The organism is Rhodohalobacter sp. (assembly GCF_041686455.1).
In the GTDB taxonomy this organism is placed as follows: Bacteria; Bacteroidota; Rhodothermia; order Balneolales; family Balneolaceae; genus Rhodohalobacter.
This window is the reverse complement of the sequence record NZ_JAWLDW010000031.1, coordinates 1-26041: the sequence shown is the minus strand read 5'-3', so window position 1 is coordinate 26041 and position 26041 is coordinate 1. Positions and strand designations below refer to the sequence as shown.

Here is a 26041-nt window from a genome sequence, read left to right as displayed (position 1 = left end):
GGATCTATTTGAAGAAGTTATGGGCGGACAAAATAATGGAGGCGAGTAGATGAGCGATTATTACGAGCACACACCTGTACTTCTTAACGAGTCCGTTGAATATCTCATTACAGATCCCAACGGCATTTATATAGATGCAACACTTGGCGGTGGAGGTCACAGTAAGCTTATCCTGGAGAAGTTAGGACCGAATGGCCATCTGTTCGGAATTGATCAGGACCCTGAAGCTCTTGCCGCCTCGGAAGAGCGTATTGGTGACAGTGAACGATTTACTGCTTTAGAAGGAAACTTCGGCTACCTCACCACCCTCATTCCTGCAGAGAATCATGGTGAAATCTCCGGAATTCTTTTCGATTACGGCGTTTCTACACATCAAATAAAAGAGCCGGAAAGGGGATTTAGTTTTCAGCACGACGGGCCGCTAGACATGCGCATGAGTGCAATGAGCGGTGTTTCTGCTTACAGTGTTGTCAATGAATACGACTATAAGAAGTTGAGGGATGTCATCTTTCACTACGGAGAAGAGCGCATGAGTAGGCAGATTGCGCAAGAAATTATCAATCGTCGACCCATCGAAACCACTTCTGAACTACGGGATGCGGTAGAAAGCGTAGTTAAAGGAAGATTTTCAATAAAATCGGTAGCACGTGTATTTCAAGGAATTCGTATCGAGGTAAACCGTGAAATTGAGGTTCTGAAGTCAGCGCTGGAAGATTCTCTAAAACTGCTTAAAGTGAGTGGTCGAATTGTCGCTATCTCCTATCACTCCCTCGAAGATCGGTTGGTAAAACACTTTTTAAAAAGCGGGAATTTTGAAGGGCGGATTGAAAAAGATTTTTACGGAAAGCCGCTCAACCCCATTGAACCTTTAGTAAAACAAATTATTACGCCCGGCGAAGAGGAGATCGAAAAAAATCCGGCGTCTCGAAGTGCAAAAATGCGCATTGCTGAAAAAATTAAGGAGGTGAATTGATGTATATTCAAACTCCTATCAAAGAGAAGAAAAGCGTAAAACCTAATAAAAGAGGCATATCAGACGGTAAACCCTCTTCATGGAAAACCAAAAATTCGCTGGGCAGCAATGGATTTAATGGTGGTACCAACTCATTTGGTACACGCAAAAAAGAACCTACTCAGAAAAGAAAATCTGCCCTTCCGGCTTTTACCCCCTGGAAGGTTATACTCGCAAGCTTCTTGATTGGAGTTTGCGGGATTTTTTATATCGGTCATGTTTTCAGCACACAGCAGGCACTACAGGAAGTTCGTCAGCTGGAGGTTGAATTCAATAAAGTTCAGCGACAATATAACGCCACCCGGCTGGAGTATGATCGCCTGATCGGGCCTAAGGAGATCTACCAGCGAGCACGGCAGCAGGGTTATATCAATGCCGGGCCTGCAGACCAAATAATCAACATTGAACCTTAAACGCATAATGAACGAAAGAACTGCCATAATGGGACGTATGTTTTCGCTGCTGGGGCTCTTGTTCCTGCTGCCTGCGGCCATTTTGCTGCAAATTTTTCGGGTCAACATGCTTGAGAGCGATGGTTTGAAGGAACTTTGGAGTAAGCAGACTATTGATACGATTCCCATTTCGGCTCAGCGGGGTAATATTTTTGATGCCAGCGGTTCACTTCTGGCAACAAATAGTATTAACTATAAAGTGGCGGTTGATCCGCACGCGCCAAACACCACACGCGACCATCTCAATACTATTTCCAATGTATTAAGTAAGCATACAGGCAGATCTGCCGCTCACTATCAAAATGTAATTAATAATTCTTCGACCCGATCCAGATATATCGTACTGGAGCGAAGTATCCCGGTTTCTGCCTATGATGATTTAAGTGAGCTGGGATTTCGCGGCCTTATTTTAGAAGAGGAGTATCGAAGAAACTACAACTTCGGCTCTCTATCGGCTCACACTTTAGGTTTTGTAAACCATAATATTGATGGGATGTTGGGTCTGGAAAACAGCTACAACTCACTATTAAAGGGTACAGATGGGCTACAACAGGTGCGTAAAGATCGAAATAACAGAATTTTTGCCTATGTAGGTGCACCTCAGAAATTACCGGCACAGGGATTGAATCTACATACAACTATAGATGCATACATCCAGGCGATTACGGAAGAAGAGCTTGAGTCCGGAATTAAGCGACATATGGCTAAATATGGAACAGCGATCGTAATGGATCCAAAGACGGGTGCAATCAAAGCGCTGGCCAACTTCCCTACTTACAATCCCAATAACCCTTCCTCTATCGATAGTGAAAATCGAAGAAATTATGCGGTTTCAGATATGATTGAGCCTGGTTCAACTTTCAAGTTGGTTACAGCTATTGCAGCAGTTGAACAGGGTGTTGTAGACTTTGATGAAATATTCGAAACTCCTGAGAATGGCCGGACAATGATACACGGTCAGGTAATGCGCGATCATGATCCCCTTGGAGACCTGGATTTTACCGGAGTTATTGCAAAGTCATCCAATATTGCAACATCAGAAATTGCAATGCGCCTCAAACCGGAGACGCTTTATCAATATGCCAGGAACATGGGTTTTGGAACTCCAACCAACATTGATCTACCTAATGAAATGGATGGCAGACTCCAAAGACCCTATGAATGGAGCCGTGTTACCCTGCCCTGGATGTCGATCGGTTATGAAGTACAAGTTACTCCAATTCAGATGCTTCAGGCATACGGTGCTTTTGCAAACAACGGTCGGATGATGCGGCCCTACATGGTTGAAAGAATTACTGACGAGTATGGAAATGTTGTGGATCAGACAAAACCTAACATGGTTCGCCAGATTGCAAAAGAGTCGACAATCAAAAAGCTTCTCCCGGTTTTTGAAGAGGTTGTAAGCGATTCGGGTACAGCGGGATGGGCAAGTGTTGAAGGTTTAAGAATTGCGGGTAAAACCGGAACAGCACAAAAATTAGTTGATGGAAGGTATCAAGCCACTTACAGAGCGTCATTTGCCGGATTTTTTCCTGTTGAGGATCCAAAATATGTAATGTTTGTTTTACTCGATGAACCTCGAACCAGTATTTACGGAGGCTTTACCGCCGGTTCTATTTTTAAAGAGATTGCCACCCGAATTGCAGGATTGGATGATGAAATTCACAGAAATTTAAACGGTGAGAACTTTGAAATTGCAGATCGTAAAGTTGTTCCCAGAATTGAAGGATTACATCGGGAAGATGCTCGACTGCTGCTTACAGGTAAGAATTTAACGGCAACCTATTCCGGATCAGGTGATTATGTAATTGAACAACATCCTGTTTCCGGAGAAAAAATTAACGGAAACAGTTCCATCAAGATAAAGTTAGGAAGTATGGAAGCTGACTCGATACCCGACGGATTTGCAGAAATCCCTGACCTCAGAGATATGAACATGAGACAGGCCACCACTCTATTGCTTTCCCGCGGGCTTGAGATCGAAACGATAGGGTCGGGAACAATTTATACACAATTTCCACGTGCCGGTGATTTAATGAGAAAGGGACGCACCGTTACCGTACGGGGAAAAGCCAAAACCATGGAGCAGACAACCGTAGTGGCAACAAACAAATAAATGACCTACAACGAACTCATAGCATTTAGCAAACCTATTACCGTTCAGGGTGGAAATCCTGAACAACTGGGAAAGCTGTGTATTGATTCAAGGAAGGTTGAAAAAGACGATATTTTTATAGCCATCCGCGGAACTCAAACCGATGGGCATAAATTTGTTTTGCAGGCCGCCAAAAGCGGAGCCTCTGTAATTATTGTAGAAGAGGATATTGAGCCGTCAAAAGATGAAACCGTTTTAAAGGTGGAAGATACCCGAGAACTTCTTTCTCCCCTTGCTCAAAGAATGGCCGGTGACCCTGCCAGGAATTTAACCATCATTGCAGTTACGGGTACTAATGGCAAGACTACCGTTGCTACACTGGTTTGGCAAATTTTAACTGAACTGGGTGAAAGTGCTGCGCTACTTGGAACAGTTTCAAAAAGAATTAAAAATAAAGTACTCGACAGCCGGCTTACTACCGCTGACCCCATAGAACTCGCGTCCGATATGAAACGGGCCGTTGATGAAGGATGCAGTTATCTCGTTATGGAAGTATCATCGCATGCACTTCATCAAAAAAGAGTCGCAGGAATTTCGTTTGAAGTAGCCGCATTCACAAATTTAAGTCTGGATCACCTCGACTACCACTCCTCGATGAGTGATTATGCGGATTCAAAGAAAATTTTGTTTGATACGCTGCCATCAACCAGCTGGGCTATTGTTAATGGGGACGACGATTATGCTGATTATATGGTCCAAGACACAAAAGCTAAAGTTATCGACTTCTCTTTTGAAGGTAATGGGCAAGTTCAGGCTGAAATATTAAAAACTTCGCCCGATCAAACCGTAATTGATGCAGAGGGTGTAAAATTTTTCACTCCGCTTGTAGGCAAGTTTAACGCCTACAATGTTGTGGAGTCTCTCATTATCGGTACAAGTCTGGGGTACGACGGAAAACTCATTGCTGATACAATTCCTGCTTGTAAAGGTGCTGAGGGCAGGCTCGAAAAAGTAATTTTAAATACCGGATCCAAAAATTATCCGCTTGTTTTTGTTGATTACGCACATACTCCTGATGCGCTTGAAAATGTTGCCTCTACCCTTTCAGAACTGAAACAGGTGAATCAAAAACTGTTAATTGTTTTTGGTTGCGGCGGTGATCGTGATAAATCTAAGCGGCCACAAATGGCAAAAATTGCTGAAGAGTACGGTGATAAAGTCATTGTAACTTCTGACAACCCACGTACCGAGGATCCTGTAAAAATTATTGAAGAGATTAAGACCGGATTTAGCTCTTCATTCTCATACAGGTCAATAGTCTCAAGAAAAGAAGCGATCCATACGGCCATTACCAAAACCGATCGTAACACCATCATATTGATAGCCGGTAAAGGTCATGAAACCTATCAGGAAATCAATGGAATTCGCAATTATTTTGATGATCGTGAAGAGGCTCGCGATGCATTGTCCAAATTAAACCGTAATACAAATATCGGGGAGGATAACTGATGCTATACGCACTTCTCGATTGGTTAAATCAAAATTATGCTCCACCCGGATTCGGTGCCTTCGACTTTATTACAACTCGTACGGCCCTGGCTGCAGTCACATCTCTGATTATCAGTTTAATCATAGGCAGAAAAATGATTCACTGGCTTCAAAAACTGCAGCTCAAAGAGGTGATTCGGGAAGACATCGGGTTGGATTCACACCTAAGTAAGGCGAATACGCCTACAATGGGTGGTGTTATCATTATTCTAGCCACTCTGATCCCGGCCCTGCTCTGGATGAATATGAACAGTATTTACACATGGATGATCATATTCGTGATGTTTGTTCTCGGAGTAGTTGGGTTTATTGATGACTATATCAAAGTTGTGAAAAAAGATAAATCCGGATTACACGGCTGGTTTAAAGTAGGTGGGCAGGTATTTGTCGGACTTGTTTTAGGAGCCGCTCTCTATTTCTGGCCCGCTTTTCAGGATTTTAACACTCTGTCTACCGTCCCCTTCGTGAAAGATGTAAATATTGACTATGCATTTTTTGGAGAAGAGTATGGGTGGCTGATCTACATTCCTTTCGTAGTATTTATTATCACCGCTGTGAGCAACGCCGCCAATCTCACGGATGGACTGGATGGTTTGCTTTCAGGTACATCGGCTATCGCGGGAGTAATTTTAGGAATCTTTGCTTACGTATCTGGGCGCGTTGACTTCTCAAATTTCCTCGATTTAATCTACTTACCCGGTTCAGGGGAACTTACAATTTTTGCGGCTTCACTCGTGGGTGGCTGTATTGGATTCCTGTGGTACAATTCTCACCCGGCATCCGTGTTTATGGGTGATACCGGTTCTTTAGCTATCGGCGGCGCGCTGGGTGCATTGGCTTTAATGATTCACAAAGAGCTTTTACTGCCTATTATTTGCGGAATTTTTATGGTTGAAACGCTTTCAGTCATTATACAAACAACCTATTTCAAGTATACAAAAAGAAAATATGGTGTTGGGCAAAGGGTCTTTCTAATGACACCGATCCACCACCACTATGAGAAAAAAGGTTGGGCAGAGTCTAAAATTGTAGTTCGATTCTGGATTATCGCCATCCTGCTGGGAATTTTGAGTCTTTTAACTCTTAAGCTCCGATGATAGACGTTAAAAACAAACATATCACCATTGCCGGTGCTGCCCGAAGCGGAGTAGCCGCAGCAATCCTGCTGAAAAAGAAAGGAGCCATTCCTTTTCTGTCAGATTCAGGTTCGGTGGATAATGAGTTTGCAAATAAACTACGTGACGAGTCGATTGAGTTTGAAGAGAATTCTCATTCAGAAAGAGCCATGCAGGGAGATTATCTTGTAATAAGTCCCGGTGTTCCTACCTCTTCTCCTATCACTAAAAGGTATTTGAATGATGATAAATCAATCTTTTCAGAGATTGAGATGGCGTCGTGGTTTAATCGCTCACCAATTGTAGCGATTACAGGAAGTAATGGCAAGACAACAGCAGTAAACTGGATGCATCACACATGGAAAACTGCAGATAAAGAGTGCATTGTTGCCGGTAATATCGGATATGCGTTTTCTGAGCTTGTGGATCAAAGTGAAGAAAACAAAGATGTACTGTTAGAGGTAAGCAGCTTTCAGCTCGATCATATCCACACATTCCATCCTACAGTGGCTGTGATTTTAAACATCACGCCGGATCATTTAGACCGGTACGGAAACGATTTCGAAAGATATGCGGCCTCAAAATTCAGAATTGCCGAGAACCAGACATCTGACGACTGGTTCATCTACAACGCCGATGATACTATGGTTTCCGGTTTTGCAAAAAAGCTATCCGAAAGGGAGAATGCTCCTAATATGATGGCTTTTTCTACAGAATCTGAAGTTCATAAAGGCGCTTTTGTTCAAAACGGACAGATAGTTCTACGACTCGATCAAAAAGAGGAGATCCTCATGAATATTGAAGATATCGCACTGCCCGGCAGACATAATTTAAGTAACGGAATGGCCACTGCACTTGCTGCCAGAGCCTCGGAAATTAAAAATGAATTTATCCGCGAAAGCCTGCAAAGCTTCGAAGGTGTGGAACACCGCCTTGAATATGTACGAACCTTCAACGGTGTGAAGTACATCAACGACAGTAAAGCGACCAATATCAATGCGGTTTGGTTTGCACTGGACAGCTTTAATGTACCTATAGTACTCATTCTTGGCGGCCGTGATAAAGGAAATGAGTATCTCGAACTGAGAACCCAGATTCGTGAGAAAGTTCACACCGTTATCGCAATAGGAGAAGCAAAAGAAGCGATTAAAAGTCAATTAAAGGATACTGTGCCAAATTTGACTGAAGCAGAATCTATGAAAGAGGCTGTAAAAAAGGCTTCAAAGGTAGCAAAACGAGGTGAAGTTGTGCTATTAAGTCCGGCCTGTTCCTCATTTGACATGTTTGATAATTATGAACAACGAGGCAAAGTATTTAAAGAATCCGTTTTAGAACTCTAAAAAACATCTGAATAGATAATTGTATTACACAACACCAAATAGCAACGTAGGATCGATCTTCGGCACAACACGCGAAGAGCTTGACACTCCTGTACAGGGAAGTGACCGCATCATCCTTGTCTGTGTATTTATGCTGATGGTGGTTGGTGCAATCGCGGTCTACTCTTCAATTGCCTATTTCGCTCAAACCCATAACACAACGGCGGGATCGTTGGTATTCAGCCATGTAATTAAGCTGGGAATTGCTTTAATAGCAATGATCTTTGCATCAAAGATCAACTACAGAGTATTGGCCCGCTTTAGCCGAATTGCGGTCGTATTTAGCTGGATTTTGTTAATTGCCGTAATGATCTACGGTGATTTGGTTTACGGAGCACGTCGTTCTCTGTCTGTAGCTGGATTTTCGTTTCAGCCATCTTCTTTTGCTGCAATTTCTCTCATTCTCCATGTTGCCGTTCTATTGCATGAAAAACAGGACTACATCAAAGATTTTAAACGAGCATTCATCCCAATTTTAATATGGGTTACCATAACATGCTTCCTGATAGCTCTAGAAGATTTTAGCAGCGCTGCCATCCTGATGGGAATTTCAGTTTTCATGATGTTTGTGGGCAGAATAAGTTCCGTTCAGCTTTTAGGACTGATTTTGATTGGTTTAGCTGGCGGGTCAATGTTGGTATTGAGTTCAGCAGAACGAACCAGTCGTGTTACAAACTACATAGAACAGGTCAAAGACATTAACAGCGAACGGCTGGAATCGAGTAGCGGATATCAGGCGCAGCAGGCACACATTGCGATTGCTCGTGGTGGGGTTATTGGTGTTGGAATCGCTAAAAGCACCCAGCGTGATTTTCTCCCTGCGCCGTATAATGACTTCATTTTTGCCATTATCGCTGAAGAGTATGGAATCATTGGATCATCGGCAGTAATGCTCATTTTTATCATCATTCTATACCGCGGCATTGGGGTTATAGCACGCTATTCCCCGGATGTACTCGGTACATTGATGGCACTTGGAGCAACTCTTATGATTACTCTATATGGCTTTGTAAATGCTGCCGTGGCTACCGGTTTATTTCCGGTTACCGGGCTTCCGATGCCCTTTATCAGCTATGGAGGAACCAGCATGCTGTTTGCCGGCGTGATGATTGGAATTTTACTCAACATTTCGAAACACAACAGACAGATTCAAAACAGATTTTATAACGGTTAATGAAGACGGCCACAACGAACATATCATCCACAGACACCCGCACAGCTGCGGCAGAACCCATCCGGGTTTTGCTTGCAGCCGGCGGTACGGGTGGACACGTCTATCCGGCGATTGCCATTGCGGATGCACTTCGTATGACAGATCCCCGTACAAAGATTTTGTTTGTAGGTACACGTGACCGTATGGAGTGGGAAGCAGTTCCAAAATCTGGATATGATATTAAAAGCGTATGGATTAGCGGATTTCACCGGCGATTGACACCGCAAAACCTGCTTTTCCCATTTAAACTGTTGACCAGTATCATTCAAAGTTTTTCGATCATCAAAAGTTTCAAACCGGATGTAATGGTTGCCTGCGGCGGATTCGCTGCCGGACCGATTGGTTGGGTTGCTGCAAAATTGAATATTCCGATTGTCATCCAGGAGCAAAACAGCTATCCGGGTGTAACAAACAGGCTTTTAGCTAAACACGCTGTCACCATTTTTACAGCATTTGAAGACGCAGAGAACTATCTGCCAAAAGATAAAATCAATCTGAGTGGAAATCCGGTGAGAGGTCAGCTCAAACAGAGTGGTTCGTCAGACGCTCGTAAAGTTTTTGGCTTTAACTCGGAAGCACCTGTCCTGTTGATTTTAGGTGGAAGCGGCGGTGCACTGGCGCTGAACAACATCATGCAGAAAGAGCTGGATCATCTTCACAATGAAGCCGGACTTCAAATCATCTGGCAGTGCGGAAAAAGATATTTCGAAGAACTGAACAAACAGATTGATACGGATTCTTATCCAAACCTGCGACTTACTAAATACATAGATGATATGTCCGCAGCTTACGGTGCAGCGGACTTGGTTGTCACAAGAGCCGGTGCGGGAACCTGCAGTGAACTAATGCTTCTCGGTCAGCCGGCCGTTTTGGTCCCCTCTCCTAACGTAGCTGGAGATCATCAGGCAAAGAATGCCAAATCGATGGTAGAAACAGGTGCCGCTGAACTTCTTGAGGAGTCTGATATTGAGGAGAAATTTTCAGACACAGTTACAACCTTGATAAATGATCAGGAACGCCTTCAGAAAATGAATGATGCCATGAAATCCCTGGCCAAACCTGAAGCTGCAAATACCATTGCAAAAGAAATTTTCACAATTGCACAGAAACAGAACAATGAGTAACAAGATTCAAACACAACCCGTATTTGGCCGAACCAAACAGATCCACATGGTGGGTATTGGTGGGATCGGTATGAGCGGTATTGCTGAGATTCTACTTCTCAGGGGTTACAGTGTTACCGGATCAGATAGCAACCTAAGTGATACCACTGAGCGATTGGAAGAACTGGGAGCCAAAATTTTTACGGGTCATAGTGCATCTAACATCGAAGGAGCAGATGTTGTGGTTTATACCAGTGCAGTCAAAGCTGAAGAGAACGAAGAAACCAAAGCTGCTTTAACGGCTCAAATTCCGGTAATCAAACGATCTGAAATGCTTGCCGAACTGATGAGAATGAAGTATGGTATCGGCATTGCAGGAACACATGGAAAAACAACAACCACTACTCTGGCGGGTCACGTGGTTCAGGATGGTAATTTTGACCCCACAATAATTGTAGGCGGACGTGTACACAGTTTCGACAAAACCAACGCAGTTGTGGGTAAAGGAGACATTGTAATTGTTGAGGCGGATGAGTTCGACCGAACATTCCTTCGCCTCTCCCCTTCAATGGCTGTTATTACCAATATTGAAGCTGAACATCTGGATATATATAAAGATCTGGAAGATGTTAAAGATGCGTTCATCGAATTTGCCAACAAGGTACCGTTTTATGGAGCTGTGATTGTCTGCCTGGATGATTCAAACGTGAGAAGTATACTCCCTGATATTGAGAGAAGAACGATTACTTACGGGTTTACACCTCAGGCGGAAGTACGAGCCATTAATGTCGGTCAAAAAGGATTCAGAAGTGCCTTTACCGTTTTATATCAGGAAGAACCGCTAGGCGAAATTGCATTGATGGCACCCGGCGATCACAATATCAAAAATGCATTGGCTGCAGTAGCTATCGGTCTTGAATTGGGCGTGGAGTTTGAAAATATCAAAAAAGGCCTGGAGCGATTTAAAGGTGTTTTCCGGCGATTTCAGCCTAAGATGGATGATAAAAATATTTTGGTGATCGACGACTACGCCCACCATCCCACCGAAGTGCAGGCAACGATTAAAGCAGCAAGACAGGGCTGGGAAGACAGACGCATTGTTGCCGTTTTTCAGCCTCATCTCTACTCGCGTACTCAGGAGATGTATCAGGAATTTGGACTCTCTTTCTTTGATGCGGAGGTGCTGGTAGTCACGGATATCTATCCCTCCAGGGAAAAGCCAATTGAGGGTGTTACCGGAAAACTGATTGCTGACACAGCCAAAACATATGGACACCGCGATGTACATTATGTGCGCGACAAGCGTGATCTGCCCTCACGTCTGACCGGTATTGCCGAAGAAGGTGATATCGTTATAACCATGGGCGCCGGTGATATTTACAAATTTGGCGAGCAGTTTACTGAATTGATTAAACAGAAATAGATCTCTTTTTGAGTAAGAAAAAATCACATAGCAAACGAAAATCGAAAGAAACTAAGCGCCCTGTAACGCTGATCGCCGGAGTCTTCTTTATTGTAGGTCTGGCTGTTTTGGGAGGATTTTACTTTGAACAGAATACCAAAATCACCGATGTGGACTTTTCAGGAAACCACTTTACCTCAACTGAAGATCTTAAGGCTACAATTGCCGAAATCACTCCGGTTGGAATGATGGCAGACAGTGTTAATTTCGGTATGCTCATGAATTCGGTCAGTTCTCTGCCCTATGTAGATGAAGTAAATGTAACGATGGGTTTTCGCGGTAAGCTTCAATTTAACGTTACGGAAAGAAAGCCGTTGGCTCTATTAATTGATGGGAGCAGAAAAAGCTATGTATCGGAAGGCGGTGTAAAACTGCCAATTATTCCGGAGAAAACGGAAGATGTCCCCCTGGTATATGGATTTGCTGCCTCACCGCTCAGCGACACATTGAAGACCGATGATTTTAAACAGGTGGAAGAATTTTTAACCGCGGCACGAGAGAATCGCTTCGGATGGATAACCATAAGCGAGGTGGCGTGGAACGAACGTGAAGGTGTTGTAGCCCTCACTGCAGAGAACGGAGTGAAACTGCTGTTTGGCCACTCAGATTTTAAAACAAAGCTCAAACACTGGCAGGCATTTTACGGCGAAGTGATCTCGACGAAGGGAATCGAGTCATTCAGCCGCATAGATCTCCGGTTTAGAAACCAGGTGGTCACCAAAGAATAGGAACCCCAATAACACTGATTTAGCAATCAAACAAGACAAGCAGGTAGACATATGGAAATAGAAAATGAAAATGAACGAATTGTAGTAGGCCTCGACATAGGCACCACGAAAGTTTGTGCCGTAGTGGCATCCATTGATGAACAGGACAGAATTCACATTCTGGGTGTTGGAAAAGCCCCGAGCGAGGGTCTGAACCGCGGTGTGGTTGTGAACATCGACAAGACGGTTCAAGCCATTAAAACCGCTGTAGAGCAGGCTCAGCTTGCATCCGGTATTGAAGTAAATTCTGTGAACGTAGGAATTGCAGGCGATCATATCCGCAGCATTCGAAGTAAAGGTGTGATCACCATCAACAATAAGGATAAAGAGATTACGGTACAGGATGTAGAGCGTCTTTTGGAAGACTGCCAGCGCATCATGCTGCCACCTGATCAACAAATTCTGCATGTAATACCGCAGGAGTTTGTGGTGGATGGCCAGGATGGAATCAGCGATCCCGTGGGAATGAGTGGAATACGGATGGAGGCTGAGGTTCACATCATTACCGGATTGGTTTCGGCGGCAAAGAATCTATATCGATGCGTGGAGCGTGCAGGTTTTGAGGTGGCCGACATCATCCTTGAACCGCTTGCAAGTTCTTATGCGGTACTTGATGATGAAGAGAAAGAAGCCGGAGTTGTACTGGTCGATATCGGTGGCGGAACAACCGATCTGGCTGTATTTCAGGATAACACAATTCGCCATACAGCGGTTATCGCCATTGCAGGTAAAAAAGTTACGGACGACATCCGGGTTGGCCTTAGTGTTCTCGACGATCAGGCCGAAAAACTGAAGCAGCAGCACGGTGAGTGCTTTGTGGATATGATCGAGGAAGATGAGTCGATTACCATCCCCGGTATTGCGGGACGCCCGCCCAAAGAGATTACAAAAAGCATTCTGGCCAAAATTATACAGGCTCGAATGGAAGAAATTCTGGAGATCATCGCTATAGAGGTGAAGCGCAGCGGATACGCTGATTCACTTAGTGCAGGCATTGTACTGAGCGGCGGTGGAGCTCTGATTAAGAACATCTGCCCCCTGGCCAACGAGGTCTTGGGTATTGATGCAAAAATCGGGAAACCGTTGGGGCTCTCAGGAGGCCTGATTGAGGAAGTTAACAGCCCGATGTATGCAACCAGCGTAGGCCTAGTGCTTCACGCTATAAAATCCGGAGGTCCGGAGAACCAGGCGATTGTGCCGTCATCCACAAAAGGTTCAGGTGTGGAGAAAGTGATGAACAGCATCACACAGCGCATGAAGAGCTGGTTTAGAGAACTCTGATCGAAGGATATCTGAACAGTGAGAAACAACAAATAGCAATCTACAGACAACACACATTAGCAATCATAAATAAGGAGTAACCATGGAATATAATAACACACGCTTTAGCTTCGACGAGAAAGGTCAGGATAATGCGAAGATAAAAGTCATCGGAGTCGGTGGCGGAGGCGGTAACGCCATCAACAATATGATCCAAAAAGGATTAGACAGCGTTGAGTATATCGCACTAAACACTGACGCACAGGCACTGAAAAATAACTCAGCCGATGTGGCCATCCAGGTTGGTTCGAATCTTACCTCCGGACTTGGAGCCGGTGCACGCCCCGAAATTGGACGGGAAGCGGTAGAAGAGAATCGCCACGAAATTGATGAAGCGGTCGACTCGGCCGACATGATCTTTATTACTGCCGGAATGGGTGGTGGTACAGGTACAGGTGGTGCACCGGTTGTTGCCGGCATCGCCAAACGAAAAGGAATTCTTACCGTTGGCGTGGTAACCACTCCATTTCAGGTGGAAGGAAAAGTTCGGATGAAATATGCCCTTGAAGGTATTACCGAACTGAAAAAAAATTGTGATACTGTCATCGTGATTCCAAATGAACGTCTGCTCGATATCTCCGATGAGAACACATCGCTGATGGAAGCCTTTGAACAAGCCAATCACGTACTTTATAATGCAACCCGCGGTATTTCGGACCTTATTTTGATGCCGGGTCTGATCAACCTTGACTTTGCCGATGTTCGCACAACGATGATGGACGGTGGAGCTGCCATTATGGGATCTGCTACAGCAAGCGGACCAGACAGAGCTGAAATTGCCGCACGAGAAGCAATCAACTCTCCCCTGCTTGATGGAGTGAGTATTCGCGGTGCACGCAACGTATTGGTGAACATCTCTGCAGGTGCCAATCTGGGAATGCGTGAAACTACTACGGCAACCAGTATCATTCAGCAGGAGGCCGGAGAAGATGCGGAAATCATACTGGGTACAGTTCTTGATGACGCCTTTGAAGATGAGCTGCGGGTAACGGTTATAGCAACCGGATTTGAACTAAGCGAAGACAAAACAAAAGCCCGGGTTGCCCCCAACAAGAACAGCGATTCGTCTTTGAAAACCAAAAGTACTAACCTGCCGAAAGCGAGCGACATTGCCAAGCGACACAGCAGTACTCTGGATGGGCCTTATTACAAAGGTGAAAAGAACCTCAAAAACCTCGACACACCGGCTATTCACCGGCGAGAGGTCAAACACATGCGTTCACAGGAAGAGGTGCAGGCAGACGACGATATGCAGCACCGCGAATCTATTGAACGAAAAAAGGCGAGCAACGATAATACCAGCGTTTCTAATCGGGATGAGCGCATTGACAAGCGTGACACCGAGCAGCCCGCATTCTTAAGGAAAATCATGGACTAATCCACCAATCTGAAACGGATTTATGATTGCTATTAAACCATAGATAGGCTTTCTCTGCCTATACTATAGATTGCTAAATCAAAAAGGAGTTCCTTTGACCGGGGCTCCTTTTCTTTTTTAATTACATATGTTATCTCAAATCATCTATTTTCACACAAAATACTGGTACGTTCACAAAAGATTATTCTATGCTTAAAACGTTACTTCTTGTTTTCATTTTTGCAATCAATCCGCCGGTTCTACTTCCAGATTCTTACTCTGACGATAGAATTGATCACATAAGCAAAGTTCAATATCAATCTGAATACAGCTACTGCAAACCGGATGAGGATCCGAATTTTTCACGGATCTACGAGGATGAGCTATACTACTATTACACCGGCAAGAAGGTAATTAGCGGGCTGATTTATCAAACCAATAAGGATGCACCGGTAACTTTTGACAGCCGTACCGATCAGGCGTGTCAATTTGAACTCACACAAGGATTTCAAGTAGATATTTCACTACTTGATGAAGACTTCTCGATTCACAGTGCCTGGGAAAAAGCACCCGAATGTGATCCATCTGAGGGTGAACCCTATCTTTCCGGCATCTATTCCCTAACCATTACGGGATTTAAAATCTCCAAAGCATATATTGATAACTACGATCCACAGCGTATTCGGAGTCAAATGGATATGCGTCGGTTTGAGTTTTATGCAGACTATGATAAAGTTGATGAGGTGATTGCTCCCGCCGAAGTAAAGTGCCCAGTTGTTTTGCGGTAGGTCTATACCGGGCTAGTGCTCGTAGATCATTTTTCGCGTCATACCGCCATCAATCACAATGTTTTCCCCATTGATAAAATCATTTTCAGGATCGGTTAAAAACAAGCAAGTCCTTGCAATATCATCCGGTTTCCCAACTCGTTTGGATGGATGCTGTTCATGGTCTATATCACGAAGTTTCTCGTAGTCACCGGTATGAATCCAGCCCGGACTGATACAATTTACCGTGATGTTATCTTCTGAATATGATAAAGCCTGAGAGTGTGTCAGCGCCAGCAATCCTCCTTTTGATGCGGCATACGCCTCTGAATTTTTTTCCGACATCAATGCACGTGTTGAGGCGATGTTTACAACAGATCCTTTCTCGTTTTTCTTCATATGCGGAACTACTTCACGGGTCATAAGAAAGCTTGCCCTCAGATTGGTATTCAAAATCTGATCCCATTTTTCTACAGACAATTCATCCGGGCGGATAAACTCTGAAATTCCTGCATTATTAATCAATACATCAATTGTAGGGTATCTCTTGAGAGCTTCTTTCACGAGGTTTTGAATCGATTTGGGATCGGATACATCACAGTAAATATACTGCGCCTGCCTGCCATCGCTTAACAATTCATCCTGCAGAGCGTTTCCGTTTTCTTTATCCAGATCAGCAATCACCACGTTATAGTAATTCCATGCAAAAGCCTTCGCTACGGCTTTGCCTATTCCATTCGATGCTCCTGTTACGATTACTGTACGATTCATAAGATTTAGGATTTACTTACTATCAAAATATTTGATTATCTGATTATTAATATCCCTGATTTTTAGTGCTTCAACAAAATCACTATACAATGTTCTTCATCTATATCTGCAATTAAAACTATTGTATATCGAATCCATAAAAAAACCCGGTACAGAAATCTGCCCCGGGCTAAATGTTCACCCCAAACAATGAACATGGAATTAACGAACATTAAATATTTACTCAATATCCCAAGTATTTCCGCTGTTGAATAGATCGCTGACACTTTCAAATGATGAATGTTCACGAACGGTTGCAATGCGGTCGTGCACGGTTTTATCGAAATTGGGTTTATCCACTTTTCGGATTACCCCCATAGACACTGGAAATTCAGGAAGTTCCAATTTGGCAAGTGCCAGTTGCAGAGCTGAATCCGGTTCATGGGCATCGTGATTCAAGAAGGTCGGATCGTTTTCATCATACGGTGCCTTTTTAAGCTTCATCCCTTCCAGCTTCAATCCATACTGCTGATCTTTACCGTACACCATTGGTTTTGCATGCTCCAGAACAAGCTGGTTGTCGTCTTTAGTGTCTTTTCCGGTTATCTGCTCATGAATACCATCTGTAAAGATCACACAGTTTTGGAGCACCTCAATCACAGACGTTCCTTTATGCCGATAGGCCTCCATCATCACCTCTTCCATCAATTTCGGATCTTTATCGGGCACTCGGGCAAAAAATGTAGCTCCTGCACCAATTGCAACTTCACCGATATTGAAGGTATTTTCATAGTTTCCTTCAGGTGCTGTTTTGGTCTTAGTACCCTCCGGAGTGGTTGGTGAGGATTGCCCCTTGGTCATCCCGTAAATCTTGTTGTTAAAGATGATGATGTTGAGATCAATATTCCTGCGACAGGCGTGGATAAAATGGTTCCCACCAATAGCCATACAGTCACCGTCGCCTGTAGAGACCCAGACATTCAGTTTCGGATTCGCCAGTTTTGCGCCTGTGGCCACCGCAATAGCCCTTCCATGAATAGAGTGTATTCCATAGGTATCCAGATAGTAGGTTATTCGTGATGAACAGCCGATACCGGATACACTCAGAAAGTTCTCCTTGGCATGATCCATCTGAGCGAATGTCTTCTGCATATTCGCCAAAATCATATAATCACCGCAGCCCGGACACCAGCGTACATTCTGGTCACTCGCAAAATCCTTTCGGGTCAATGCTTCGTTCTTATCTTTTACGTCAGTCTGCATAACTAATTCGTTAATGTGTTAATGATTTCGGCTTTGATTTCGGAGGTAAAAAATGGCTGCCCCTGAATCTTGTTGTACTTCCTGTAGTTAAACTTCGGAAACTTGGTTTTCAGATAATTCGCAAATTGTCCGTTGTTCAATTCACACACCAGAATCTGATCGAATCGGCTAAATACCTCTTCTGTGTTCTCGGGCAATGGGTTGATATAATTGAAATGTGTAAACCCAATATTCTCTTCACCCTCTTCCAGCAGTTCTGTTACAGCCGTATTAATTGCACCGTGCGTACTGCCCCAGCCTATAACCAGTAATTTCCCTGATTGTGCACCAACCACACTTTGACGCGGAAGTTTTTTGGCAATCTTCGCAATTTTCTCTTCACGAATTCTGGTCATCTTTTCGTGATTCTCAGGCTCGTAAGTCAGATTTCCGGTATCAATCTGTTTCTCCAAACCACCAATGCGGTGCTCAAAACCTTTATCACCCGGACCTTTCCAATAGCGGGTCAGAAATTCGGGATCTCGTATGTAGGGCTGCCACTCATCGGCGCTTCCCTCAAAATCTTTGATTTTTATATCCGGCAGATCTCCATTTTCCGGAATTCTCCACGGACTTGTACCACTGGCCAGATACGTATCAGACAGAAGAATGACCGGTGTTGAGTGTTCCATGGCTAGTCTGGCAGCTTCGTAGCTGTAGTTGAAACAGTCATCCGGAGAACTGGCAGCCAACACTACAAGCGGAGCGTCGCCATGGCGTCCGTAAAGAGCCTGGTTCAGATCACTCTGCTCAGTCTTGGTCGGTAATCCGGTAGACGGACCCGCACGCTGCACGTTTACAATTACCAATGGAATTTCTGAGATCACGGCTAATCCGATCGCTTCTGACTTGAGTGACAATCCGGGACCGGATGTTGTTGTGATCGAAAGATTGCCACTAAATGATGCTCCAATTGCAGCACAAACCGCCGCAATTTCATCTTCAGCCTGGAAGACAATGGCTCCCATGTCTCTTCTGGCTGAAAGTTCATGCAAAATTTCGGAAGCCGGAGTAATCGGATAAGAGCATAGAGACAGTTTTCTTCCACTGTTTTCTGATGCCGCTAAAAATCCCCAGGCAATGGCTGTATTTCCATCAATATTCCGGTAGGTACCTTTCTGCATCTTTGCTGGCGGAATAATGATTGATGTACCAATGATCTCAGTGTTCAGAGCAAAATTAAACCCGGCCTCTAAAGCCAGTTTATTCGCCTCGACAAGGACAGGTTTCTTACTAAACTTCTTCTCAATGAACTTAATAAGAGTATCCAGCGGTCGGCCAAACATGTATGTGACAAGCCCCAGGGCAAACATATTCTTGCTTCGGGTCATCGCCTGATTTTCCAGTCCTAAATCTTTAAGAGCTTCTTTAGTCAGGGAAGTAGCCGGTGCTTCAATAACTTTATAATCATCAAGAGATTTATCTTCCAGCGGGTTTTCTTCGTAGTCCGCTTTCTTCAGGTTTCTTGATGTGAAGCTATCCTTATCTGCAACGATGGTTCCGCCTAACTTTAAAAATCGGAGATTCGCTTTTAAAGCAGCCGGATTCATAACCACAAGTACATCTACTTCATCGCCCGGCGTGTAAATTTCCGTTCCGCCGAACTGAATCTGAAAACTGGACACACCGCCCACACTTCCCTGAGGCGCTCTGATTTCGGCCGGAAAATCGGGAATGGTAGTCAAGTCAAGCCCGGCCTGACCTGATGCTTGGGAAAACATATCACCCGTTAACTGCATACCATCACCGGAATCTCCGGAAAATCGAACAACCACTTTTTGCATGGTTGGTGTCAATACATTATTAGCCATGAGCCTGTGTGTTAAATTTTTATTTTGAAGAGAGAGTTCTCCCTTACTATTATCCGTGCAGGAATGTTTGTCTTTCCAGAAGCACATCTTCACTCTCTTCGTGCTCGGGGTGAGTTATAATACAGTCGGGTACCGGGCAAAAAGCTACACACTGCTCCTCATCATGAAAACCTTTACACTCCGTACATTTATCCGTAACAATAAAGTAGAACTCATCTGAAAGCGGTTCCTGCATTTCATCTGCGTCAACTTCATTTCCGTCTTGAAGGGTTACCGATCCGGAAAGGTTTGTCCCTTCTGCCATGGTCCATTCTGCTCCGGGTTCGTAAATAGCTTGGTTTGGGCACTCCGGTTCACACGCTCCGCAGTTGATACAAGTGTCAGTTATAAAAAGAGCCATAATTGTATTTTTTTAGTTGAAGATTAAAATCTTGGTTCCGTTTAAATGCTCCATTAGGAGATCTGAATCCATCTTTTGAACTAAAGTAGATATTTAGACAAAAAACTCTAAATAAAAGTAGTGAATTTTGTTGCAGCTTCCAATATCACCGGATTCCACCGGGTTAATTTAGATTCACTATAGATTAGAAACCGCCTGATTCCTTTAATAGGATTTATTCGAAACTGTTCAAATAAAATATCTATAAACAAGACTCCATTTCTTACTTAACTTGAGTTCTACATAAGAATCTTGAATATGATTTCCCCTCCTGCCTGCCCTCGAAACGTCGGGGTGTAAGGAGGGGTTGGGGGAGGTAGCCCTGATGACTTCAGGCTTCAAACCTGTTTCGATTTTGGTCACAACCATACCAAAGTTCCTTCCTTGAAAAGGAGGAGATTTTTCAATTCCTTTACATTTATTTTAAATCGAACTCATGTTACTTGAGGTCTTCCAGCCGAAATCCCTGAAGGATCTTAATATAGTTGGCTCGTTCAAACGCACTGGGATCGGCAACCGATGCAGAACTCATGGCACCTTTCATCTCTTCCAGAGACTGATACTCCTTCTCTTCCATCCAGACTTTCATCTCACTTAGCATGAACTTCAGTGCATCAGGTCCTCCATAAAGCAGCGCCGAAGCCATCATGGTCACATCAGCTCCCGCCAGAATCATCTTAACCACATCGTGTGCAGTATGAATTCCGGTAGTGGCCGCTAAACTGCCTTTAATATGCGGTCTCAGCATAGCAATCCATCGTAGCGGAAGTCGTTTCTCGAACGTACTGCTAAGATTGAGATTTGGATTCACATCCATTGCCTCCAGATCAATATCCGGCTGATAAAATCTGTTAAACATTACCAATCCATCAGCCCCGGCACTCTCCAATCGAGTAGCCATATTCGCAAATGCGCTGAAGTATGGACTCAGTTTCACAGATACGGGAATAGAAACTGCTTCTTTCACTGCTTTCAGATCATCTATGTACATCTGCTCAACTTTTTCTGATGTAAGAGTGGGGTCAGCTGCGATGTAGTAGATATTTAACTCAATGGCGTCGGCACCCGCCTCCTCCATTTTACTTGCGTATGCCATCCATCCTCCTTTTGATACACCGTTCAGACTGGCGATTACAGGAATATCTACTGTTTTCTTGAGATTTTGAATCTGCTCCAGATAATCTTCCGCATGGAGATTGTGGTACTCATCCGGTTCAGGAAAATAACTGAGCGCCTCAGCATAGCTTTCACCCGATGTAGTCATAAAATGATCCAGTGCTTCATTTTCGCTGGAGATCTGCTCCTCAAACAATGAGTACATCACCAGAGCGGACGCCCCGGCATCTTCAAGTTTTTTCGCTGTATCCAATTCACTCGTCAATGGTGAGGCTGATGGAACCAGCGGATTCTTTAAGGTCAGTCCAAGATATTTGGTCTCTAAATTCATAAAGCGTTCTGTTTTATAAAAAGAATAATTTTGAGTTGAGCCCGGATTTGATTTATATAATCCGGGCTGCTTGTTTTCTGATTCTAATTGCCTGATCCGTTTTCGGATTCTCCATTTTTCTTAACAGGATCGTATACTTTCTCCATCTCTTCGTATACCCTCCACTGTTCTTTCACTTCAGACTGAGCCTGTGTCATCAGCTGTTTTGCGACTTTGGGCTGAGACTTGGCAAGCATCAGATAGCGCATTTCGTTGTAAGCGTATTCCTCGAGGTTGATCTTCGGCGGTTTGGAATCGAGCTGGAATGGATTCTTGCCTTCCTCCTCTTTACGCGGATCGAATCTGAAAAGAGGCCAGTAACCTGAATCGACAGCCAATTTTTGCTGATTCAATCCAAACTTCATATCGTAGCCGTGTGCTATACAGTGGCTATACGCAATGATAATGGATGGCCCCGGATAACTTTCCGCTTCAAGCACAGCTTTGATCGACTGCATATCGCTGGCCCCCATCGCTACACGAGCTACGTAAGCGTGTCCGCCTGCAACAGACATCAGACCAAGGTCTTTCTTACCTGTTCGTTTACCGGCCGCTGCAAATTTTGCCACCGCTCCTAGTGGTGTCGCTTTCGAGCACTGTCCACCGGTGTTGGAATAGACTTCTGTATCCATCACCAGAATATTGACATCTTTTCCGCTGGCAAGAACGTGGTCCAGGCCACCATATCCGATGTCGTATGCCCATCCATCACCGCCAAATATCCAGACACTCTTTCGAACCAGGTAGTCGGCGATGCTGGTTAGCATTTTGGCTTTGGAATCATCTGTTTTTCCAAGAGCCTCTTTCAGAGTCGCAACTCTTTCCCTCTGCTCGTAGATACCGGGCTCTGTGGTTTGATCTGCATTCAGAATTTCCCCAACCAGTTTCTTATCCACGTGGCCGTTCATATTCTGAAGCATTTCCCGTGCCTGTTCAGCTTGCTTATCGATGGTCAGTCTGAATCCAAGTCCAAACTCTGCGTTGTCCTCAAACAATGAGTTAGACCATGCGGGACCCAAACCCTGACTGTTTTTCGTATATGGCGTAGCCGGCAGATTACCTCCATAAATTGAGGAACAACCTGTAGCATTGGCAATCACCATTCGATCACCAAAGAGCTGTGTAACCAGTTTGATATACGGCGTTTCACCACATCCTGCACATGCACCGGAGAACTCAAACAGAGGCTCCAGGAATTGAGACCCTTTTACAGTCTCAACCTTCAGTTTGGATCGATCGTATTCAGGCAGATTCACGAAGAAGTTCCAGTTCTCTTTCTCTTGCTCCAACAGCGGATCGATCGGTTCCATATTCAGAGCTTTATGGCCAACTTGTTTACGATCTTTTGCAGGGCAAACCTCTACACAAAGCTCACAACCTGTACAGTCTTCCGGTGATACCTGAATACTAACCTTGGTATTGTCGGGCCATTCACGTCCTCTGGCATCCATATATTTAAACGATTCAGGTGATGCTTCAAGCAGTTCACCGTCAAATGCCTTCATACGAATCACGGCATGCGGACAAACCATTGCACACTTACCACACTGAATACAGATGTCCGGATCCAGTACAGGGATTTCTTGTGCTATATTTCGTTTTTCCCACTTAGTGGTTCCTGTTGGGAATGTGCCATCTGCTTCAAAAGCGCTGACCGGCAGATCATCACCATTTCCTGAAATAATTTCTGCAATCACTCTTTGAACAAATTCAGGTGCTTCCTCGGGTACCGGCGGACGCATCTCCTGCTCAGAGGTAACCTTTTTCGGAACCGGAATTTCAAACAGATTTTCAATAGAGTTATCAACTGCCTTGTAGTTGCTTTGAAGGATTTTCTCTCCTTTCGCACCGTAGGCTTTCTTAATTCCATCCTTGATAAGCTGAATGGCTTCATCGCGTGGAAGTATATCTGATATTGCAAAGAAGCAGGTCTGCATTACCGTATTGATACGAGTGCCCATTCCATTTTCGCGGGCAACTTTATAGGCATCAATGCTGTATAATTTTAGCTCCTTCTCAATAATCTGTTCCTGAACTTTTTTGGGAAGATTATCCCAAACCTCTTCCTTTTCAAATGGAGCATTGAGAAGAAAGGTAGATCCTTTTCTGGCCTTTTTCAGCATATCCAGCTGATTCAGAAACTGGAACTGATGACAGGCAATAAAATTAGCTTTGTCAATGAGGTAGGCCGACCGTATAGGATTTGGGCCGAAACGCAAATGGGAAACTGTCGTTGCACCCGATTTTTTCGAATCGTACACGAAATACCCCTGTGCGTAATGGTCGGTGTTGTTCCCGATAATCTTGATGGAGTTCTTATTGGCACTTACCGTACCATCTGCTCCGAGTCCGTAGAAAAGACCTTCAAATACCTCTTCATCACTGTCCCAACCGTCTGTGCTATAGTCAAGACTGGTATGAGTAACATCATCATTGATCCCGATGGTAAAGTGATTTTTGGGCTTCTCTTCATCCAGCTCATCAAAAATGCGTTTCACCATAGGCGGTGTAAACTCTTTGGAAGACAATCCATACCGACCATTAATCACTTTCAGATCTGCTGGCAATGATTTCCAGCCCTCCACTCTGTTCTCTTGAAGCGTTGAAACAATGTCGTTATAGAGAGGTTCTCCGGCACTTCCAGGTTCTTTCGTTCTGTCTAAAACAGCTATTCCCTTAATGGTGTCGGGCAGAGATTCAATCAGATGACGCATACTAAACGGTCTGAAGAGTCTGACCTTAATGAGTCCAACTTTCTCTCCGTTTTCATTCATTTTATCAACAGCTTCGTGCGCTGTCTCCGCGCCGGATCCCATCAGGATGACTACTTTTTCTGCATCTTCAGGTCCATGATATTCAAACAGTTTATACGAGCGGCCGGTCAACTTTCCAAACTGATCCATTGTTTTCTGAACCAGTCCGGGGGCTGCATTGTAATATTTATTACCGGTTTCGCGAGCCTGGAAAAATACATCCGGATTCTGGGCAGTTCCCCGAAGAAGCGGATTGTCTGGCGTTAAAGCACGATTCCGGTGCTCAATAATTTTGTCATCATTGATCAGCTGTTCCATCACTTCAACGGGAATCTGATCAATCTTCTGTACTTCGTGTGACGTTCTGAAACCATCAAAAAAGTGTAGAAACGGTATACGAGTTTCCAGTGTGGCCGCGTGTGAAATCAATGCCATATCCATCGCTTCCTGTACACTGTTGGAACTCAGTATAGCCATGCCTGTCATTCGCATCGCCATGGTATCACTATGGTCACCAAAAATAGAGAGAGCGTGTGTAGCAACGGTTCTGGATGCGACATGCACAACTGCGGGTGTCAGTTCACCGGCAATTTTATAGAGGTTGGGCATCATTAATAACAGACCCTGCGATGCAGTAAAAGTAGTCGTCAAAGCACCGGTTTGCAGGGCACCGTGCATGGTGCCGGCAGCTCCTCCCTCACTCTGTAGTTCAACAACCTCAGGAACGGTTCCCCAGATATTCTTTTTTCCGGCCATCGACCACTGATCAGACCACTCTCCCATTGGAGATGCCGGTGTAATCGGGTATATGGCAATTACTTCACTGACTTTATGTGCAACGTATGCGGCTGCTTCATTTGCATCTAACGTGACTTTTTGGTTTGACATAATGTTTTCTTTGTATGGTTTTGAATCGATACTCGTGTATTCGAAGTCGTTACTTACTTTTTTGGGGTGGAGGTTTCACTAAATCGGCTAATGAATTTCCATTCCTTAAATCCTCCGCCATTGTCTCCAGCGTTTTTGTTTTAAAGAGATGAAAAACCTCTTCCCGAATTCTGTGGTACTCATCATGAATCGGACAGGGATCATTTTCATCACACTCTTTGTGTTCAATTCCGCATTGTGTAAAAATGTCCAGACCATCAATGGCTTCAACTACATCTACAATATGAATAGAATCTGCTGGTCTACTTAGTTTGAACCCTCCTGTAGGGCCCTTCATGGAAACAAGCAGTTTTTGTTTAACCATAGATTGTAAAATCTTACTTAAAAAGTGCTTCGGAATATTTTGCTCAGCAGCGATTTCACTCAATTCCACATTTTTTTTCTGGGATGAGTGGCAGGCGATATAAAACATCGCCTGTAATCCGTAATGACACGATGCTGAAAACATTCTGTTGAAATTCGTTTAAAATTGATATCTGAAATTGAGTCACTATTTTGGAAGGAAAGATTCCAGCATCCATCTCATCTTCTCATGCTGCTGCATAAGAGCTGTTACAAAATCAGCTGATCCCATATCATTCAGATCTTCAAAATCACGAATACAATTTCGAAGATACTTTATAACACTCTCATGGTCCTTCATCAGGTTTGAGACTTGCTCTCCTGAATCTGTAATTTCTTTTCCTTCTTTAAGCTCAGTCAGTTTTAGAAATTCACTCATTCTGCCGGTACTCAGAAAGCCAATCATTCGGATTCGCTCGGCGATTTCATCTATCACTCCTTCAAGCTCACCGTACTGCTCTTCGTAAAATGCATGCAGTTCAGCAAAATTTGCGGCTTTAATATTCCAGTGATAGTTCCGTGTTTTGATATAGATCACATGCTCGTCAGCGAGCAATTTCTGAAGTTTGTCAGCGACTTTCTTCCGGTCTGATTCTTTTATTCCAATATCCATAGTACTC

21 protein-coding genes are annotated in these 26041 nt (G+C 44.1%); 13 read left to right on the top strand and 8 right to left on the bottom strand.

Going from position 1 to position 26041, the window contains the following annotated elements; translation table 11 throughout:
- The first annotated feature begins 49 nt into the window (after nt 1–49).
- From rsmH to ACESM0_RS05820, 13 genes are all read left to right on the top strand, one after another.
- Complete coding sequence (rsmH, locus tag ACESM0_RS05880; RefSeq protein ID WP_372904586.1) at nt 50–973, top strand: 16S rRNA (cytosine(1402)-N(4))-methyltransferase RsmH; 924 nt, start codon at nt 50–52, stop codon at nt 971–973.
- Entirely contained in the window at nt 973–1425 is a 453-nt protein-coding gene (locus tag ACESM0_RS05875) for a hypothetical protein (RefSeq protein WP_372904584.1), read from the top strand. The genes rsmH and ACESM0_RS05875 overlap by 1 nt, the downstream gene beginning before the upstream one ends.
- Before the next feature lie 7 nt (nt 1426–1432).
- A complete protein-coding gene (locus ACESM0_RS05870; RefSeq protein ID WP_372904582.1) occupies nt 1433–3580 on the top strand; it encodes a penicillin-binding transpeptidase domain-containing protein in 2148 nt (715 codons plus the stop codon).
- The gene (locus ACESM0_RS05865) at nt 3581–5068 is read left to right on the top strand and encodes a UDP-N-acetylmuramoyl-L-alanyl-D-glutamate--2,6-diaminopimelate ligase (RefSeq protein WP_372904580.1); all 1488 of its coding nucleotides are present in this window, start codon (nt 3581–3583) and stop codon (nt 5066–5068) included.
- Nucleotides 5068–6204 carry a phospho-N-acetylmuramoyl-pentapeptide-transferase gene (gene mraY / locus ACESM0_RS05860; RefSeq protein ID WP_372904578.1) on the top strand — a complete coding sequence of 379 codons (1137 nt, stop codon included), beginning with the start codon at nt 5068–5070 and terminating at the stop codon, nt 6202–6204. Before ACESM0_RS05865 ends, mraY begins: the two co-directional genes overlap by 1 nt.
- A complete protein-coding gene (murD, locus tag ACESM0_RS05855) occupies nt 6201–7562 on the top strand; it encodes a UDP-N-acetylmuramoyl-L-alanine--D-glutamate ligase (protein ID WP_372904576.1) in 1362 nt (453 codons plus the stop codon). The genes mraY and murD overlap by 4 nt, the downstream gene beginning before the upstream one ends.
- 19 nt (nt 7563–7581) lie before the next feature.
- On the top strand, nt 7582–8775 hold the full coding sequence (locus tag ACESM0_RS05850) for an FtsW/RodA/SpoVE family cell cycle protein (RefSeq protein ID WP_372904574.1): 1194 nt from the start codon (nt 7582–7584) through the stop codon (nt 8773–8775).
- Entirely contained in the window at nt 8775–9938 is a 1164-nt protein-coding gene (gene murG, locus ACESM0_RS05845) for an undecaprenyldiphospho-muramoylpentapeptide beta-N-acetylglucosaminyltransferase (protein ID WP_372904572.1), read from the top strand. The genes ACESM0_RS05850 and murG overlap by 1 nt, the downstream gene beginning before the upstream one ends.
- Nucleotides 9931–11340: a UDP-N-acetylmuramate--L-alanine ligase gene (gene murC, locus ACESM0_RS05840; protein WP_372904570.1), complete on the top strand. Its 1410-nt coding sequence runs from the start codon at nt 9931–9933 to the stop codon at nt 11338–11340. Before murG ends, murC begins: the two co-directional genes overlap by 8 nt.
- A gap of 8 nt (nt 11341–11348) precedes the next feature.
- Nucleotides 11349–12107, top strand: coding sequence for a cell division protein FtsQ/DivIB (locus ACESM0_RS05835; protein WP_372904568.1), 759 nt, complete (start codon nt 11349–11351; stop codon nt 12105–12107).
- Between the two features lie 51 nt (nt 12108–12158).
- On the top strand, nt 12159–13427 hold the full coding sequence (gene ftsA, locus ACESM0_RS05830; RefSeq protein ID WP_372904566.1) for a cell division protein FtsA: 1269 nt from the start codon (nt 12159–12161) through the stop codon (nt 13425–13427).
- An 82-nt stretch (nt 13428–13509) separates the two neighbouring features.
- On the top strand, nt 13510–14844 hold the full coding sequence (gene ftsZ, locus ACESM0_RS05825) for a cell division protein FtsZ (RefSeq protein ID WP_372904564.1): 1335 nt from the start codon (nt 13510–13512) through the stop codon (nt 14842–14844).
- A 188-nt stretch (nt 14845–15032) separates the two neighbouring features.
- Complete coding sequence (locus ACESM0_RS05820; protein WP_372904563.1) at nt 15033–15611, top strand: hypothetical protein; 579 nt, start codon at nt 15033–15035, stop codon at nt 15609–15611.
- A gap of 12 nt (nt 15612–15623) precedes the next feature.
- Here ACESM0_RS05820 and ACESM0_RS05815 read toward each other — a convergent pair whose 3' ends face one another.
- The 8 genes from ACESM0_RS05815 to ACESM0_RS05780 all read right to left on the bottom strand — a co-directional run.
- Nucleotides 15624–16361 carry an SDR family NAD(P)-dependent oxidoreductase gene (locus ACESM0_RS05815; RefSeq protein WP_372904561.1) on the bottom strand — a complete coding sequence of 246 codons (738 nt, stop codon included), beginning with the start codon at nt 16359–16361 and terminating at the stop codon, nt 15624–15626.
- Nucleotides 16362–16580: 219 nt separating this feature from the next.
- Nucleotides 16581–17603, bottom strand: a complete 1023-nt coding sequence (locus ACESM0_RS05810) for a 2-oxoacid:ferredoxin oxidoreductase subunit beta (RefSeq protein ID WP_372904559.1) — start codon at nt 17601–17603, stop codon at nt 16581–16583.
- A gap of 2 nt (nt 17604–17605) precedes the next feature.
- Nucleotides 17606–19453, bottom strand: a complete 1848-nt coding sequence (locus ACESM0_RS05805; RefSeq protein ID WP_372904557.1) for a 2-oxoacid:acceptor oxidoreductase subunit alpha — start codon at nt 19451–19453, stop codon at nt 17606–17608.
- Between the two features lie 49 nt (nt 19454–19502).
- On the bottom strand, nt 19503–19853 hold the full coding sequence (locus tag ACESM0_RS05800; protein WP_372904555.1) for a 4Fe-4S binding protein: 351 nt from the start codon (nt 19851–19853) through the stop codon (nt 19503–19505).
- Between the two features lie 478 nt (nt 19854–20331).
- Nucleotides 20332–21339: a dihydroorotate dehydrogenase-like protein gene (locus tag ACESM0_RS05795; RefSeq protein ID WP_372904553.1), complete on the bottom strand. Its 1008-nt coding sequence runs from the start codon at nt 21337–21339 to the stop codon at nt 20332–20334.
- A gap of 83 nt (nt 21340–21422) precedes the next feature.
- Nucleotides 21423–25019, bottom strand: coding sequence for a pyruvate:ferredoxin (flavodoxin) oxidoreductase (gene nifJ, locus ACESM0_RS05790; RefSeq protein ID WP_372904551.1), 3597 nt, complete (start codon nt 25017–25019; stop codon nt 21423–21425).
- Between the two features lie 49 nt (nt 25020–25068).
- A complete protein-coding gene (locus ACESM0_RS05785; RefSeq protein WP_372904549.1) occupies nt 25069–25527 on the bottom strand; it encodes an RrF2 family transcriptional regulator in 459 nt (152 codons plus the stop codon).
- A gap of 42 nt (nt 25528–25569) precedes the next feature.
- Nucleotides 25570–26041 (bottom strand): Dps family protein (locus ACESM0_RS05780; RefSeq protein ID WP_372904548.1); only part of this gene is annotated, 472 nt, incomplete at its 5' end.

Bases quoted from the DNA above. Each gene is read 5' to 3' on its own strand.
- ACESM0_RS05820 (WP_372904563.1), top strand. From the start codon at position 15,033: ATGCTTAAAACGTTACTTCTTGTTTTCATTTTTGCAATCAATCCGCCG.
- ftsZ (WP_372904564.1), top strand. From the start codon at position 13,510: ATGGAATATAATAACACACGCTTTAGCTTCGACGAGAAAGGTCAGGAT.
- ACESM0_RS05805 (WP_372904557.1), bottom strand. From the start codon at position 19,453: ATGGCTAATAATGTATTGACACCAACCATGCAAAAAGTGGTTGTTCGA.
- murG (WP_372904572.1), top strand. From the start codon at position 8,775: ATGAAGACGGCCACAACGAACATATCATCCACAGACACCCGCACAGCT.
- ACESM0_RS05870 (WP_372904582.1), top strand. From the start codon at position 1,433: ATGAACGAAAGAACTGCCATAATGGGACGTATGTTTTCGCTGCTGGGG.
- ACESM0_RS05795 (WP_372904553.1), bottom strand. From the start codon at position 21,339: ATGAATTTAGAGACCAAATATCTTGGACTGACCTTAAAGAATCCGCTG.
- nifJ (WP_372904551.1), bottom strand. From the start codon at position 25,019: ATGTCAAACCAAAAAGTCACGTTAGATGCAAATGAAGCAGCCGCATAC.
- ACESM0_RS05785 (WP_372904549.1), bottom strand. From the start codon at position 25,527: ATGTTTTCAGCATCGTGTCATTACGGATTACAGGCGATGTTTTATATC.
- mraY (WP_372904578.1), top strand. From the start codon at position 5,068: ATGCTATACGCACTTCTCGATTGGTTAAATCAAAATTATGCTCCACCC.
- rsmH (WP_372904586.1), top strand. From the start codon at position 50: ATGAGCGATTATTACGAGCACACACCTGTACTTCTTAACGAGTCCGTT.
- ACESM0_RS05810 (WP_372904559.1), bottom strand. From the start codon at position 17,603: ATGCAGACTGACGTAAAAGATAAGAACGAAGCATTGACCCGAAAGGAT.
- ACESM0_RS05800 (WP_372904555.1), bottom strand. From the start codon at position 19,853: ATGGCTCTTTTTATAACTGACACTTGTATCAACTGCGGAGCGTGTGAA.
- ACESM0_RS05865 (WP_372904580.1), top strand. From the start codon at position 3,581: ATGACCTACAACGAACTCATAGCATTTAGCAAACCTATTACCGTTCAG.
- ftsA (WP_372904566.1), top strand. From the start codon at position 12,159: ATGGAAATAGAAAATGAAAATGAACGAATTGTAGTAGGCCTCGACATA.
- murC (WP_372904570.1), top strand. From the start codon at position 9,931: ATGAGTAACAAGATTCAAACACAACCCGTATTTGGCCGAACCAAACAG.
- ACESM0_RS05815 (WP_372904561.1), bottom strand. From the start codon at position 16,361: ATGAATCGTACAGTAATCGTAACAGGAGCATCGAATGGAATAGGCAAA.
- ACESM0_RS05875 (WP_372904584.1), top strand. From the start codon at position 973: ATGTATATTCAAACTCCTATCAAAGAGAAGAAAAGCGTAAAACCTAAT.
- murD (WP_372904576.1), top strand. From the start codon at position 6,201: ATGATAGACGTTAAAAACAAACATATCACCATTGCCGGTGCTGCCCGA.